The 14,051-nt window shown below is 59.8% G+C and carries 14 protein-coding genes; 12 read left to right on the plus strand and 2 right to left on the minus strand.

Features of this window, described 5'->3' with window-relative positions:
* Positions 1 to 17: 17 nt before the first annotated feature.
* A complete protein-coding gene (locus DBAC_RS11295) occupies positions 18 to 1,370 on the minus strand; it encodes a phosphohexomutase domain-containing protein (protein ID WP_015774426.1) in 1,353 nt (450 codons plus the stop codon).
* Between the two features lie 354 nt (positions 1,371 to 1,724).
* On the opposite strand from DBAC_RS11295, the gene DBAC_RS11300 reads away from it, so the two are divergent.
* The 7 genes from DBAC_RS11300 (at position 1,725) to DBAC_RS11330 (ending at position 7,770) form a co-directional block, all read left to right on the plus strand.
* Positions 1,725 to 4,538 (plus strand): FAD-binding and (Fe-S)-binding domain-containing protein, encoded by a 2,814-nt coding sequence (locus tag DBAC_RS11300; protein WP_015774427.1) that lies wholly within the window; start codon positions 1,725 to 1,727, stop codon positions 4,536 to 4,538.
* A 197-nt stretch (positions 4,539 to 4,735) separates the two neighbouring features.
* Positions 4,736 to 4,984, plus strand: a complete 249-nt coding sequence (locus DBAC_RS11305) for a type II toxin-antitoxin system Phd/YefM family antitoxin (RefSeq protein WP_015774428.1) — start codon at positions 4,736 to 4,738, stop codon at positions 4,982 to 4,984.
* Positions 4,974 to 5,261, plus strand: a complete 288-nt coding sequence (locus DBAC_RS11310) for a type II toxin-antitoxin system RelE family toxin (protein ID WP_015774429.1) — start codon at positions 4,974 to 4,976, stop codon at positions 5,259 to 5,261. The genes DBAC_RS11305 and DBAC_RS11310 overlap by 11 nt, the downstream gene beginning before the upstream one ends.
* Before the next feature lie 153 nt (positions 5,262 to 5,414).
* Positions 5,415 to 5,603 carry a twin-arginine translocase TatA/TatE family subunit gene (locus tag DBAC_RS11315; protein WP_015774430.1) on the plus strand — a complete coding sequence of 63 codons (189 nt, stop codon included), beginning with the start codon at positions 5,415 to 5,417 and terminating at the stop codon, positions 5,601 to 5,603.
* A 323-nt stretch (positions 5,604 to 5,926) separates the two neighbouring features.
* Positions 5,927 to 6,508: a peroxiredoxin family protein gene (locus DBAC_RS11320; protein WP_015774431.1), complete on the plus strand. Its 582-nt coding sequence runs from the start codon at positions 5,927 to 5,929 to the stop codon at positions 6,506 to 6,508.
* Positions 6,509 to 6,519: 11 nt separating this feature from the next.
* On the plus strand, positions 6,520 to 7,119 hold the full coding sequence (locus tag DBAC_RS11325) for a redoxin domain-containing protein (protein ID WP_015774432.1): 600 nt from the start codon (positions 6,520 to 6,522) through the stop codon (positions 7,117 to 7,119).
* A gap of 141 nt (positions 7,120 to 7,260) precedes the next feature.
* The gene (locus DBAC_RS11330; protein WP_015774433.1) at positions 7,261 to 7,770 is read left to right on the plus strand and encodes a nitroreductase family protein; all 510 of its coding nucleotides are present in this window, start codon (positions 7,261 to 7,263) and stop codon (positions 7,768 to 7,770) included.
* 178 nt (positions 7,771 to 7,948) lie between these two features.
* On the opposite strand, the gene DBAC_RS11335 is transcribed toward DBAC_RS11330, so the two are convergent.
* Positions 7,949 to 9,025, minus strand: coding sequence for a sigma-54 interaction domain-containing protein (locus tag DBAC_RS11335; protein WP_015774434.1), 1,077 nt, complete (start codon positions 9,023 to 9,025; stop codon positions 7,949 to 7,951).
* A 275-nt stretch (positions 9,026 to 9,300) separates the two neighbouring features.
* On the opposite strand from DBAC_RS11335, the gene DBAC_RS11340 reads away from it, so the two are divergent.
* From DBAC_RS11340 to DBAC_RS11360, 5 genes are read left to right on the plus strand one after another with little or no spacing between them, the layout of a single operon-like run.
* The gene (locus tag DBAC_RS11340; RefSeq protein WP_015774435.1) at positions 9,301 to 10,290 is read left to right on the plus strand and encodes a sulfite exporter TauE/SafE family protein; all 990 of its coding nucleotides are present in this window, start codon (positions 9,301 to 9,303) and stop codon (positions 10,288 to 10,290) included.
* Between the two features lie 27 nt (positions 10,291 to 10,317).
* Positions 10,318 to 10,737, plus strand: a complete 420-nt coding sequence (locus DBAC_RS11345) for a hypothetical protein (RefSeq protein ID WP_015774436.1) — start codon at positions 10,318 to 10,320, stop codon at positions 10,735 to 10,737.
* 11 nt (positions 10,738 to 10,748) lie between these two features.
* A complete protein-coding gene (locus DBAC_RS11350; RefSeq protein ID WP_015774437.1) occupies positions 10,749 to 11,981 on the plus strand; it encodes a sigma 54-interacting transcriptional regulator in 1,233 nt (410 codons plus the stop codon).
* 2 nt (positions 11,982 to 11,983) lie between these two features.
* Positions 11,984 to 12,337, plus strand: coding sequence for a hypothetical protein (locus tag DBAC_RS11355; RefSeq protein WP_015774438.1), 354 nt, complete (start codon positions 11,984 to 11,986; stop codon positions 12,335 to 12,337).
* Positions 12,334 to 14,049: a sensor histidine kinase gene (locus DBAC_RS11360; protein ID WP_015774439.1), complete on the plus strand. Its 1,716-nt coding sequence runs from the start codon at positions 12,334 to 12,336 to the stop codon at positions 14,047 to 14,049. The genes DBAC_RS11355 and DBAC_RS11360 overlap by 4 nt, the downstream gene beginning before the upstream one ends.
* The last annotated feature ends 2 nt before the right edge of the window (positions 14,050 to 14,051 follow it).

The raw sequence follows: 14,051 nt of genomic DNA on the forward strand, positions 1-14,051 counted from the left end.
CCTTCCATTCAGTCCACTCAGTCCATCCCGTCCACAACCTCCAGGATCTCCCGCGTCTTCTCCTCCATGAGCGTCCGGTCCCCGCGCGACTCGACGTTGAGACGCAGCACCGGTTCGGTGTTGGATGAGCGCAGGTTGAAGCGCCACTGATCAAACTCAAGGCTCAAACCGTCGGTTTCGTCACGACGCAGGCTTTGAGCGGCAAACCGCGCCTCCACGGCGGCAATGGCCGCGCCCGCGTCCTTGACCCGGCGGTTGATCTCTCCGCTGGCCGGATACGCGGCCATAGCCTCGTCCACCAGCTCGGCCAGCGACTTGCCCGTGCGCGAGATCTGCTCAGCGACCAGGAGCCAGGGGATCATGCCCGAATCGCAATAGGCGAAATCACGGAAATAATGGTGCGCGCTCATCTCCCCGCCGTAGACCGCGTCTTCCAGGCGCATGCGCTCCTTGATGAAAGCGTGCCCGGTCTTGGACATGATGGGCCGGCCTCCTGCGGCGCTCACGGCGGCGATGGTGTTCCAGGTCAGGCGCGGATCGTGGATGATGCCCGCCCCCGGAACCTTGCGGGCGAAGGCCTCGCCCAGAAGACCCACCAGATAATAGCCTTCGATGAAGCGCCCGCTGCCGTCAAAGAAAAAACAACGGTCGAAGTCCCCGTCCCAGGCCAGCCCCAGGTCCGCCTTGTGTTCGAGCACCGCCCGGGCGGTCAATTCCCTGTTTTCCGGCAGCAACGGGTTGGGCACGCCGGCCGGAAAATTGCCGTCGGGCTTGTGCAGCAGCTTATGGAATCTGAAGGGCAGCTTGTGTTGGAGCAGGTCAACGATGACCCCGGCTCCGCCGTTTCCGGCATTGACCACGATGGACAGGGGTCGCAGCACATCGCGATCCACATAGGACAAAAGATGGTCGATATAGCGCGGGCGCATGTTCAGTTCGTACAACTGACCGACCCGTTGCGCGGCCCTGAATTCTCCGGCCACCGCCAGGTCGCGGATGGCGAAAAGGCCAGTGTCGCCGCTGATGGGGCGGGACTCTTCGCGCACGAGCTTCATGCCGTTGTAATCTTTGGGATTGTGACTGGCGGTGACCATGATGCCGCCGTCAAGCCCCTGATCAAAGACGGCGAAATACACTTCCTCGGTGCCGCACTCGCCCAGGGTGCACACATCCACGCCGGAATCGCGCAGGCCGCGGATCACGGCATCCGCCATGGCGGGGCTTGAAAGGCGGATGTCATGGCCGACCACCACCCGGTCGGGATTCAGAAAAGCGGCATAGGCCCGGCCGATACGATACGCCAGGGCTTCATCCAGCTCGTCCGGGACGCGTCCGCGAATATCGTAGGCTTTGAAACAGGAAAGGTTCATGCTTGAGACTCCTGAAATACTGACATGCATTGAAATATCACGGCCAAGAGAACCGGACAGACGGCTACCAGGCCCGGACCGCCTGAAGCAAGCAAAAAGAGGGATTTTGCCGCCACGCCGCCCCCAGATACTGTTATGCCCTACGGCCAGGCATGTCGACATGCACGTGCGCCCCGCAACGTGCAGGCGCGCACCCCCTTTTACGCAAGACAATCCGGTGCCGGGAGAAACCGAATCAAATCAGGCTGTTGAACACCAGGTCCAGGCTACTGCCTGAAAAGCAGATTAATCTTGTCAGAATTTCTGTTTTTGAATACCTTAATAGTATCTTTTATCAAAAACAAGGAGACGCTCATGCTTGCTTCAAAATATCGTGCCTTCCACAACGCGGTGGCCGCATTCGTCCCCATCGCGCGCATCATCACCGATCCCTTGCGTCTGCTGGCCTATGGCACCGACGCGAGCTTCTATCGCCTCGTGCCGAAAATCGTCATCAATGTGGAAAACGAGGCCGAGGTGGCCCGTATCCTGCGCCTGGCATACAAGAGCCGCATCCCCGTGACCTTCCGCGCCGCCGGGACCAGCCTCTCCGGCCAGGCCGTGACGGACTCGGTGCTGATCCGCCTCGGTGAAGGATGGCAAGGCTGCCGCGTCTATGACCAGGCCCGCCGCATCGACCTTGAACCCGGCATCATCGGCGCCCACGCCAACCGCACCCTGGCCCCATTCGGCAAGAAGATCGGCCCGGACCCGGCCTCCATCGACAGCTGCAAGATCGGCGGCATCCTGGCCAACAACGCCAGCGGCATGTGTTGCGGCGTGGCCGAGAACAGCTACCAGACCCTTGAAGAGCTGCGGCTCATCCTGGTCGACGGCACGGTCCTGGACACCGGCGACGACGAATCCAAGCGCAGGTTCCGGGAAAAGCACCCGGAAATAGTGGAAGGGCTGGCGGATCTGAGGCGTCAGGTCATAAGCGCCCCGGAACTTGAAGCGCGCATCCGCCACAAGTTCAAAATCAAAAACACCACGGGCTACAGCCTGAACGCACTGGTCGATTTCGAGGACCCGTTCGACATCCTCAAGCATCTCCTGGTCGGATCCGAAGGAACGCTGGCCTTCATCTCCAAGGTCACCTACCGCACCGTGACCGAGCACGCCCACAAGGCCTCGGCGCTGATGCTCTTCCCGGACATCCGCACCGCCTGCGAGGCGACCATCATTTTGAAGAAGCAACCCGTGGCCGCCGTGGAACTCATGGACCGCCCGGCGCTTCGGTCAGTGCAGGACAAGGACGGCATGCCTCCCTACCTACGTGAACTGTGCGATACCGCCGCCGCCCTGCTGGTCGAGACCCGCGCCGGGGACAAGGCGGAGCTCGACGCCCAGATCGAAACCATCAAGGCCGCCCTGGCCGGGGTGAACATGGTCCGCGAGATCGAGTTCACCCCCGTGCCGCAGGAATTCGCCAAGCTATGGAACATCCGCAAGGGCCTCTTCCCGGCCGTCGGCTCGGTGCGGGCCACCGGCACCACGGTCATCATCGAGGATGTGGCCTTCCCCATCGAGCGCCTGGCCGACGCGACCCTGGAGTTGCAGGGTCTGCTCGATACATACGGCTACTCAGAAGCCATCATCTTCGGCCACGCGCTAGAAGGAAACCTGCACTTCGTCTTCACCCAGGATTTCGGAGACCCCAAAGAAATCGAGCGCTACAGCAAACTCATGGACGACGTGACCGTGATGGTCGTCGAGAAATACGACGGCTCCCTCAAGGCCGAGCACGGCACGGGCCGCAACATGGCGCCCTTTGTCGAGATGGAGTGGGGGCAGGACGCGTACCGGCTCATGCAGGACATAAAGCGCATCTTCGACCCGCTGACGCTCCTCAATCCGGGCGTCATCCTGAACCCGGATCCCAAGGCCCACCTGAAGGACTTGAAACCCCTGCCTGCCGCCCACGAACTGGTGGACAAGTGCATCGAATGCGGGTTCTGCGAACCCATCTGCCCCTCCAAGCACATAACCCTGTCCCCGCGCCAGCGCATCACGTCCTGGCGTGAAATCCAGCGACTTCAAGGCAAGCCCGAACACAAGACGGAGCTGGCCAAGCTTTTAAAAGCCTACGGCTACCAGGGTGACGGCACCTGCGCCACGGACGGGCTGTGCGGCACGCGCTGCCCCGTGGGCATCGACACGGGCAAGATGACCAAGGCCCTGCGCGCCGAAAGCGCGACCATACGGCAGAAAAAAGCCGCCGACTGGATCGGAGAACACTTCGCGGGCGTGGCCCGGACCGTGTCCGGGGTGCTGCAGGCCGTGGACGCGGTGCATGCCGTGGCCGGGACAAAATTTATGGATGTGTCCTCCGAAACCCTGCATCGCATGACGGGCAAGCGCGTCCCGCGCTGGAACGCGCAGATGCCGGGAGGAATCAGCCGCATCCGCCGCGAAAAGGTGAATGAAGGCAACCCGCTGAAAGTGGTCTACTTCCCGAGCTGCATCGCCCGCAACATGGGTCCATCCCGCTGCGAAAAGATCCGTCCCCTGCCCGAGACCACGGTGAGCGTGCTGCGCAAGGCCGGATACGAGGTCATCTTCCCTGAGAACATGGCCGCGCTGTGCTGCGGTCAGGCCTTTGAGAGCAAAGGCTTCGTGGCCCAGGCCGACGTCAAGAGCGCTCAGCTCGAAGAGGCGCTCCTGACCGCAAGTCGAAATGGAGCCCTGCCCGTGCTGTGCGATACCAGCCCATGCCTCAAGCGCATGCAGGAGGTGCTGGACCCGCGCCTCAAAATCTATGACCCGAGCGTGTTCGTGCTGGAGTTCCTGCAGGACAAGCTGACCTTCACGAAAAAAGACAAACGCGTGGCCCTGCATGTGACCTGCACGTCCCGCAAGCTGGGCCTCGAAGGCAAGCTGCTGGAGCTGGCCAAAAAATGCGCCGCCAAGGTGGTCGTACCGGAGGACATCTTTTGCTGCGGCTTTGCCGGGGACAAGGGCTTTTCCGTACCGGAACTGAACGCCTCGGCCCTGAAAACCCTGGCCGAGAAGGTCGAGGACTGCACCGAAGGCTACTCCACCAGCCGGACCTGCGAGATCGGCCTGGCCCTGCACGGCGGCATCCCGTACCGCAACATCCTCTACCTGGTGGATGAATGCACGGCCTGAATCAAATCAGACTGCCGCGTCCTGAACAAACGATCGAACAACGCCGCGGCGGCCCGGACTCAAGAGTCCGGGCCGCCGCCTGCTTTTGAAAAGCAAGCCCTCCAACGCACACTCGCCTCTTCCTTTGCCGCCTTGACCACGCCCCACAAAAGACCTAATTAAAGCCCCATAAACAGGCCTTAAAAAAAGGAGTCCTCATGCCCAACATGATCCTTGCCGATGTGGCGGCCAGCGTATCGGAACTCAAGAAAAACCCCATGGCCACCGTAGCCGCAGGCGAGGGCTTCCCCGTGGCCATCCTCAACCACAACGAACCGGTCTTCTACTGCGTGCCGGCTCATGCATACGAAGCCCTCATGGACAAGCTCGAAGACATGGAGCTTGCAGCCCTGGCCGTCGCCCGCAAGGATCAGCCGGAGATCGAGGTGGCCTGGGATGACCTATAGCCTGCGTTTCAAGGAAGAGGCCAAAAAGGAATGGGACAGGCTTGATCCCGTCATCCGTGAGCATTTCGCCAAAAAACTGCGCCAGCGGCGCGAGAACCCAAGGGTAAACAGCGCGAGGCTCTCGGGCATGCCAGACTGCTTCAAGATCAAGCTCCGCAGCGCCGGTTACAGACTTGTTTACGAGGTCCGCGACCACGAGGTGGTCATTGTCGTGATCGCGGTGGGAAAGCGTGAACGCAGCGCGGTGTACAAGATCGCGGCCAAAAGACTGGGCTGACTTTTTTCGAGCATCTTCCCCCTTTCTCTTGGACAAGTCCCCTGCTATGAAGGCTCGCATTCAAAGACCAGAAGGTCTGGACCGTGTTTTCTCTTTTCGCCCTGACTTTAAAAGCGTCAAACCATTTTTCCAGCACCTCTCGCGGAGGCTCTCATGTTCGGAATAGGCGTTCAGGAACTGCTCATCATTCTGGTCATCGCCCTGTTTGTCTTCGGGGCAAAAAATCTCCCGCTTCTCGGCACCAATATGGGCCGGGCCATCTCCAATTTCAAAAGAGGGCTCAGCGAACCGGAGGTGATCGACGTCACGGCCGAATCGAAGCCCAAGGACACGGCCGCATAAAACACGCAACTTCAAGCGTGCCGCCCCGGAGTCCCATGTTGCACAGGCCTCTTGCGACCATGAGGCTGCACTCATGGCTCAAGAAACGTCACCTCATGCCGGAATGAACCTACTCTTCCACCCCGTCTGAAATGATCTCCGCCGGCCCCCTGCCGGCGGAGATTTTCCTTTTCCTCCGGTGCAAAAGCCTGAGTAATAGAAAGTCATTTGCCGCGACCGTCACATCTTGCTAGTATTTGTCCAAATATTCGTGGATGCCCCGGCAATTCATATCCTCGCCGGCAACCGCCCCTTTTCATGCAAGCCTGGCTCAAGGAGTCTTTATGCGAATCAGAACCATTTTCACTTTTCTTTTCTTTTTGCTGCTCTCCGGCAGCGCCGTGGCCATGGAGGCCTCGGACAACGCGAACTCCCACCCCCTGCCCGTAGGCGCCGCCATGCCGGACCTGCTCCTGCGCGGCGAACTGAGCGCGGAGCATCTGGCCCATCTGGGGCTCAAAGGCCCTGCGCCACGACATCTTTCCGAAATAAACGCCAAGACCGTCATTCTTGTTGCGTTCAGTATGTACTGTCCTCACTGCCAGCGCGAAGCCCCGGCCCTCAACGACTTGAACGCCCTGATCGCAAGCCGGGGCCTGAGCGAAGAGGTCAAGCTCATCGGGGTGGGCATCGGCAACTCGGACTTTGAGGTGCAGGTTTTCCGCGACAAGTACGCAACCACCTTCCCACTCTTTTCGGACCCGGATTTCAGGGTCAACAAGGAACTCGGCGAAGTCGGCACCCCGTTCTTCTATGTGCTGGCCATGAACCCGGAGAAAAAGGAGATCCGTGTCGTCAAGACACTGCTTGGACGCATGGAATCAGCGGAGAGTTTTTTTGACCAGGCCATGAAGGCTTGTGAATAGAGGAATAAAAAATGACACCTACCCTGCCCGCCAGTCTGTTCTTCGTTGCCCTGCTGCTGTTCCTGCCGGCTCAGCTCCCGGCCCAGGAAGCGTCGATTCCCCCGGACAGGATCTATGAGACAGGCCAGCTCAAGCCGGTGGACAGCACGCTCAAGGTCAAGGTCGGAGACCAGGCTCCGGATTTTTCCCTGCCCACCATAAGCGGGGAGACAGTCACCCTGGCCCAGTTCCGGGGCAACAAGAACGTGGTGCTTTCTTTTATTCCGGCCGCCTGGACCCCGGTCTGCTCCGGCCAGTGGCCCGGCTACAACATTGTGCAGGACATGTTTGAACAGACCGACACGCAGCTCATCGGCATCAGCGCGGACAATGTCCCGACCCTGCATGCCTGGGTGCAGGAGATGGGCGGAGTGTGGTTCACCGTGGCCTCGGATTTCTACCCCCACGGACAACTGGCCGACTCACTGGGCATCCTGCGATCAACAGGGGAAACGGAGCGCGCGCTGTTCCTCATCGATAAGGAAGGCATCATCCGCTACATCGACGTGCACGACATCAACTCGAGGCCGGACCTTGGCCCGCTGATAAAGGCCATGCAGAGTCTCAAGTAGTCCCGTGCCAAACCCTGGCTGAAACGCCCTTCGGACTTTGCGGTCCGAGGGCGTTTTTGCTTGGCATACCGCGCAACGACAACTATGAAAGAAGCAAACCCATGCCGTCCGGCGTGGACACCCGAAACAAGGAGACGTCTGATGGAACTCATCGAAGCCATCCACACCCGCCGAAGCATCCGTAAATATCTCGACAAGCCCGTTTCACCGGAAATGATCGAGACCATCATAAAAGCCGCCATGGCCGCGCCTTCGGCTGGAAACCAGCAGCCGTGGCACTTCATCGTCATCACGGATCGCACCAAGCTCGACGCCATCCCGGCCTTTCACCCCTACAGCAAGATGGTCCTGCAGGCCCCCGCCGCCATCCTGCTTTGCGGTGACCCGGATGGCAAAAAATGGCCGACCTTCTGGGACCAGGACTTAAGCGCCGCCACCCAGAACATGCTCCTGACCGCCCGTGACCTGGGCCTTGGCACGGTCTGGGTCGGGGTCTTCCCGGAAAAGGACCGCATGGAAGGATTCCGCAAGCTTTTCGCCATCCCGGATAACATCCATCCCTTCGCCCTGATTCCGATAGGATGGCCGGACGGACAATTCGAGGCCGTGAGCCGCTACCGGCCGGAGTTGATCCATCGGGAAGCATGGTAGATCTAGAAAGCAGCCGAGAGGCTTCAAGCGCACAGCCCATAGCGGCAAAATTTTGCCGCTGCTAATCATAGGCGCCTGCAAAGCAACGCATAGACCCGCCGGCAGGGAAATTGAACTGCGCAACGATGCGAGGAAAAAGGTTGCCGCAGGCGCGCCTTCCTAAAGCAAAAAGGGGATTTCAGGTCAGCTTCAGATCGTATTCGGCCAATTTGTAGCGCAGAGTTCGCGGGCTCACGGCCAGGATTTCGGCCAGTTTAGCCTTGCTGCCCCCGGCTTCAGCCCAGCCTCTGACAATGGCCGCGACCTCGGCCTGGCGCACGGCCGCTTCCAGGGTCATGACGTTCTGCCCGCACTCGGTGGCGGGCAAGCCCGTGGCCAGACGCATCTCCAGGGGCAGGTGGGCGGGCTCGATGAGCGGTTCGGCGCAGAGCAGGACCAGCCGTTCCGTCAGGTTGCGCAGCTCGCGCACATTGCCCGGCCAGGAATACCCGCACAGGGTCTCAAGCGTGGCCGGGGCCAGACGCACATCGGGCTTGTGATAGCGATGCCGATACATGGCCAGAAAATATTCGGCCAGGGGAGGAATGTCGTCGATGCGCTCACGCAGGGGCGGAAGTGTTACCGGAATGACATTCAGACGATAATACAGGTCGGCCCTGAATTCCCCCACAGTGACCATCTTGTGCAGCACCCGGTTGGTGGCGGCCACGATGCGGGCATCGAAGGGCTGGGTCTTCTCCCCGCCCAGGCGTCGGAAGGTCTTCTCTTCCAGAACGCGCAGAAAATCGACCTGATTGGGGGGCGGGATCTCGCCCACTTCATCCAGAAACAGGGTCCCATCGACGGCCAGCTCGAAGCTGCCCTTGCGCTGGCGCTGGGCTCCGGTGAAGGCTCCGGCCTCATGCCCGAAGAACTTGTCGGCGAAGAGCTCTCCTTTGAGCACCCCGCAGTTAACGGGAATGAAGGGCTTTGCCCTGCGACCCGAAAGCTGGTGCACGAGGCGGGCGAAAAGCTCCTTGCCCGTCCCCGATTCGCCGTAAACCAGGATGGTCGCATCGGAACCGGCAACCTGCGTGGCCAGGCGATACAGGTCGCGCATGGTCCGGGACTGGATGACGAACTTTCCGAGCCCGTCCTCTGTTCCCAGTTCCAGAATCTCCACTCCGGAATCCAGCGGAACTTCCGGCAATTTCTTGCCGGACCGCGAGCGCCCTCCACCTTTGGGCTGTTTGACAATATCCGGCTGAAATTCCATTGTTTGAATCCTACTCCATGCTTTCGGCGAAAACCTGAATGTCGGTACACCGACATTTTGCCCTGTGGGCTCTGAATTTGAGAAAAAAGGCACAATCCTGCCGCTTGCGGCAATATTTTGCCGTTTACTCCCTGTGCCCAGGTACGTCAACAAAGGAGCCGCCTGTATTTTCGTGCTGGCATGGTCTTTGCCTATTCTGGAGTTCGGATGCGTTGTGCATCGCGGTGCAACATCAATCAATTCTTGAAGAACGTGTAAACGGGAGCGAAACAGGAATGAAACTGAACACGAAGTGGATGCGAATTCTGGGAGGGGCCGCATTGTGCGCACTCCTGTTGGTCACTTTGGCTTGGGCGAGCAATAACCCTGAAATCGCGGATGAAGCGGCCAAACAGCTGGCGGAAGCCACGGGCACATCTTCGGCCCTGCCCTGGTGGGCCTGGCCTGTCATCTTGCTGTTTTTCTGTTTTATACTTGGCATCATCGCGGTCCTTGCCGGTGTTGGCGGCGGCGTGCTCTACGTACCGCTGGTCAGCGGATTTTTTCCCTTCCATCTTGACTTTGTGCGCGGCGCGGGCCTGCTTGTGGCCTTGGCCGGAGCCCTGGCCGCCGGTCCCGGTCTCCTGAAACGCAATCTGGCCAGCCTGCGCCTGGCACTGCCCGTTGCGCTCATAGCCTCCAGCTGCGCCATCCTCGGCGCCTTCCTCGGACTTGCGCTGCCGAACCACGTAATCCAGATCTGCCTGGGCGGCACCATCATGGGTATCGCCATCCTGCTCCTGCTCTCCAAGAACACGGCTCGTCCCGTCGTCGAAAAGCAGGACGCCCTGAGTATGGCCCTCGGCATGCGAGGCGCCTACATGGAGCCCGCCACCGGCGAGATCGTGGAGTGGAAAACCCACCGCACCATCATGGGCCTCTTGCTCTTCATCGTCATCGGCATCATGGCCGGCATGTTCGGTCTGGGTGCGGGCTGGGCCAACGTACCCGTCCTGAACCTGCTCATGGGCGCACCGCTCAAGGTCGCCGTCGGCACCAGCAAATTTCTCCTCTCCATCACCGACACCTCCGCCGCCTGGGTTTATCTGAACCAGGGCTGCGTCATCCCGCTCATGGCCATACCCTCCATCGTGGGCCTGATGATGGGCTCTTTCGTGGGTGTGCGTCTGCTGGCCATCGCCAAGCCCACATTCATCCGCTACATGGTCATCGGCGTGCTGCTCTTCGCAGGTGGAAAGGCACTGGCCAAGGGCCTGGGCTTCTAACATATTCCAGAATCAAGGAGAAAAGACATGAATAAACCCGATACCAACGCGCCTGCCGAACAGATCGCCTACGCAAACATCCTCTTCTACGGATGTTGGGGCGGCCTTGCGCTCATGCTTGTCACATACGTGCTCTACGTCACCGGCATCATGGATCCCTACGTGTCCATGGACAACGTGATCAAATACTGGGCGCTGCCCGTAGGCCAGTACCTCGCCGACAACAACGTGCCCAACGGCTGGGGCTGGGCAACTCTGCTGTCCAATGGCGACTTCCTGAACTTCCTTGGAATCGCGCTCCTGGGCGGCCTGACCATCGTGGCCTATATCCCGGTCACCCTCGCCTACTTCAAGAAAAAGGACTTCGCGTTCGCCATTATCGCGCTCCTTGAGGTCCTTGTCCTCTGCTTCGCGGCATCCGGAATCGTCGGAGGCGGCGCGCACTAAAGGAGAGGCTCGTGCTCAAACGGATTGAAGAATTGATCGGCACCAATTGCCCGGACCTGCCCTCCCTGCTGGACGGGCTGCCCGTTGGGGTGGCCCTCCTGGACGAAGAGGGACATGTCCTCATGCTCAACAAGGCCCTCGAAGCTTTGACCGGCTACAACCGGGAAGAAGTGCGCGGACTGCCTTGCCGGCACGTCCTGCGCAGCCGGGCCTGCCTGCAGGACTGCCCTCACGGGCGCGAGGCCGCTGCAGGAGTCGGAATTGAGACCGATTGCATCAACCGTCACCACCGCAAGATTCCCATCCGCATCACTCCGGTGCGCGTTCTGGACGGCAACAACCGCCCGATCTGCGTGCTCGATGTGGTTGAAGAATTGACGGCCTTGCGGGAAATTGAGGCGCGCCTGTCCCAAGCTGCGGATCATGGCCAGATTGTCGGACGCAGTCCGGCCATGAAAAAGATTCTCGGCCTTGTGCCGGTCATCGCCCAGCACGACACTGCGGTGCTGATCACCGGCGAGACAGGCACGGGCAAGGATCTTTTGGCCGAATCCGTGCACAAGGCTTCGCCCAGATCACGCGAACCCTTCGTGCGCTTCAGTTGCGGGCCTATGCCCTCCGAACTGCTCGACGCCGAACTGTTCGGACGCATGCAGGGACCCGACGGAGAGTTCAAGCCGGGCCGATTTCAGCAGGCTCAGGGCGGAACCCTGTACTTGTCGGAGATCGCGGATCTGCCGCTCTCCCAGCAAAGCAGTCTGGTCAGGTTTCTGGATGAAGGAACCATTCTGCCTGTCGGCGCGGGCAAACCCCTGCGCGCGAGCGCCCGGCTCATGGCTTCCACCGCCGAGTCACCGGAAAAACTGGTTCAGGACGGCCGTCTGCGGGAAGATCTTTTTCATCGCATTTCAGCCATCCGCCTGCACCTGCCCAGGCTCAAGGACCGCGCGGAAGACCTTGGATTTCTGTTGCACCATTTCATGGGCCATTATGCGGCGCGTTTCAAAAAGGATATCAGCGCCATCAGCCCAAGAGCCCAGCGCCATGTCTACGCCCACGATTTTCCGGGCAACGTGCGGGAACTCAAAAACATCATGGAATTTGCCGCCATGGTCTGCAACGGCGATACCATTCGGACCGAACACCTGCCCATGCATTTGACCGACGACGTCGAGCCTGAATCGGTTGTCCGACCGGTGGAGAAAGGCCGCAAAGCCGGCCGCAAGAACACAGAGGAGCGATAGCAATGGAACGCCGCGTGCTGATCACCGTCGCCAAGGACGAAATCGCCCCTCGCTTCGATCTGACGACCGAAGCGCTGTTGCTGACCATTTCCGATGGTGGAGAAATCGTCTTGCGCAAGTCCTTTCTTCTGGCTTACGCTTCCGGAGACGAACTGTGCGACCTGGCCCTTTCCCGGGACATCGGGACCATCGTCTGCGGAGGCATTGAGGACGAGTATTACCACTATCTGCGCTGGAAGCGCATCGACGTCATCGACTCGGTCATGGGTCCGGTGGAACGCGTTGTCTCCCGCCTGACGGAAGGAGCACTCAAAGCCGGAGACATTCTCTACGACCGGGCAATGGAAACGACATGAAAAAAATCCTGTCCGGCCCCATGGAAGCCATCAAGGCCGATCTGGCCACGGTGATCAATTCTCCCGACCGCTATAAGCTGCTGCGGCGCAAGATCGTCTCGCTCATGGCCCTGGTCACGCTGCTCCCGCTGCTCTCGCTGGCCGCAATAAACTATTACGAACACCAGAACTCCATGTCGGCCGAAATCCAGGCCCCGTTGCGCTCGCTGGTGGGCAAGGCCAAGCATTCTTTCGAGCTGTTCCTGGCCGAACGAACCTCGGCCATCAGCTTTATCGCCTCGGCCTACTCTTTCGACGAGCTCTCAAATGACGCCAATCTGCAGCGCATCTTTCAGGTCATGCGCCGCGAATTCACCGGGTTTGTGGATCTCGGACTCATCGATGTGGCCGGCAACCAGGTCAGCTATGCGGGTCCGTACGATCTCAAAGACCGCAATTACACGTCCCAGGACTGGTTCCACCAGGTCCAGTTCAAGGGCACGTATATCAGTGACGTGTTCCTGGGTTTCCGCAAATTTCCCCATGTGGTCATCGCGGTGCGACACACCACAGAAAGCGGCCAGTCGTGGATTCTGCGCGCCACCCTCGACACCATGCATTTCGACCGCATCATCTCGGCCATGGGCCTGGAACCAGGCAGCGACGCTTTTCTGGTCAACCGCAACGGAATCCTGCAAACCGAATCTCGTCGTTACGGCAAGGTGCTGGACATGTTGCCCTTCGACCTGCCCCCAACAAATTTTGAATCCAACGTGCAGGGCATCCGCGACCCCGATCAAAACGACATCTTCATCGCCTCGGCTTTCATCGCCGACTCGGATTTCGCCCTCGTGGCCGTCAAGCTCAAGCCGACGGCCTTCAGCACCTGGTACACGGTGCGCCTGGACCTGCTCGTCATATTTGTCACCGGCGTCATTTTCATCTTCATGGCCGTCTACCGCTTGACCAGCGTGCTGATCAACCGTCTGCAGGAGAGCGACGAGCAACGCCTGGGCGCCATCCACCAGATGGAACATTCCCAAAAGCTGTCCTCCATCGGTCGCCTGGCCGCGGGCGTCGCGCATGAAATCAACAACCCCCTGGCCATCATCAACGAAAAGGCCGGACTCATGCGCGATATCATGGAACTCAGGCCCGATTTTCCGGAAAAAGATAAATTCTCCAAACAAATCGAGTCCATCCTCAGATCCGTGGACCGTTGCCGGGGCATCACCCATCGCATGCTCGGCTTTGCCAAGCGCATGGATGTAAAGATCGAAATTCTGGACCTGAACGCCGTGCTGGAGGAGACCCTCGGTTTTCTGGAACGCGAGGCCCAATACCGCAACGTGGAACTAAAGCGTGAACTGTCCAAGAACCTGCCAAGCATCGCCACCGATCACGGCCAGATCCAGCAGGTCTTCCTGAACATTTTGAACAACGCCCTGGCCGCCGTGCCCGACGGAGGACGAATCGTGCTCTCGAGCTGGAACGTGGACGATCATTACGTCGCCATTTCCATCGAGGACAACGGTTGCGGCATGTCCGAGGAAACGGCCAAAAACATGTTTGAACCGTTTTTCACCACCAAAAAAGAAAAAGGCACCGGGCTCGGCATGTCCATCACGTACGGCATCGTCAAACGCCTGGGCGGAGAGATCAAGGTCAAGAGCAAACTGAACGAGGGCACCACAATGACCATCCTGCTGCCCAAACACCCCGTGGAAGGTTAATC

The sequence above is a fragment of the Desulfomicrobium baculatum DSM 4028 genome (assembly GCF_000023225.1).
Classification (GTDB): Bacteria; Desulfobacterota; Desulfovibrionia; order Desulfovibrionales; family Desulfomicrobiaceae; genus Desulfomicrobium; species Desulfomicrobium baculatum.

Excerpts from the sequence above, each read along its gene's own strand:
- DBAC_RS11360 (WP_015774439.1), top strand. The coding sequence starts at position 12,334 with ATGAAAAAAATCCTGTCCGGCCCCATGGAAGCCATCAAGGCCGATCTG.
- DBAC_RS11310 (WP_015774429.1), top strand. The coding sequence starts at position 4,974 with ATGACCTATAGCCTGCGTTTCAAGGAAGAGGCCAAAAAGGAATGGGAC.
- DBAC_RS11305 (WP_015774428.1), top strand. The coding sequence starts at position 4,736 with ATGCCCAACATGATCCTTGCCGATGTGGCGGCCAGCGTATCGGAACTC.
- DBAC_RS11325 (WP_015774432.1), top strand. The coding sequence starts at position 6,520 with ATGACACCTACCCTGCCCGCCAGTCTGTTCTTCGTTGCCCTGCTGCTG.
- DBAC_RS11295 (WP_015774426.1), bottom strand. The coding sequence starts at position 1,370 with ATGAACCTTTCCTGTTTCAAAGCCTACGATATTCGCGGACGCGTCCCG.
- DBAC_RS11330 (WP_015774433.1), top strand. The coding sequence starts at position 7,261 with ATGGAACTCATCGAAGCCATCCACACCCGCCGAAGCATCCGTAAATAT.
- DBAC_RS11345 (WP_015774436.1), top strand. The coding sequence starts at position 10,318 with ATGAATAAACCCGATACCAACGCGCCTGCCGAACAGATCGCCTACGCA.
- DBAC_RS11340 (WP_015774435.1), top strand. The coding sequence starts at position 9,301 with ATGAAACTGAACACGAAGTGGATGCGAATTCTGGGAGGGGCCGCATTG.
- DBAC_RS11320 (WP_015774431.1), top strand. The coding sequence starts at position 5,927 with ATGCGAATCAGAACCATTTTCACTTTTCTTTTCTTTTTGCTGCTCTCC.
- DBAC_RS11355 (WP_015774438.1), top strand. The coding sequence starts at position 11,984 with ATGGAACGCCGCGTGCTGATCACCGTCGCCAAGGACGAAATCGCCCCT.
- DBAC_RS11315 (WP_015774430.1), top strand. The coding sequence starts at position 5,415 with ATGTTCGGAATAGGCGTTCAGGAACTGCTCATCATTCTGGTCATCGCC.
- DBAC_RS11335 (WP_015774434.1), bottom strand. The coding sequence starts at position 9,025 with ATGGAATTTCAGCCGGATATTGTCAAACAGCCCAAAGGTGGAGGGCGC.
- DBAC_RS11300 (WP_015774427.1), top strand. The coding sequence starts at position 1,725 with ATGCTTGCTTCAAAATATCGTGCCTTCCACAACGCGGTGGCCGCATTC.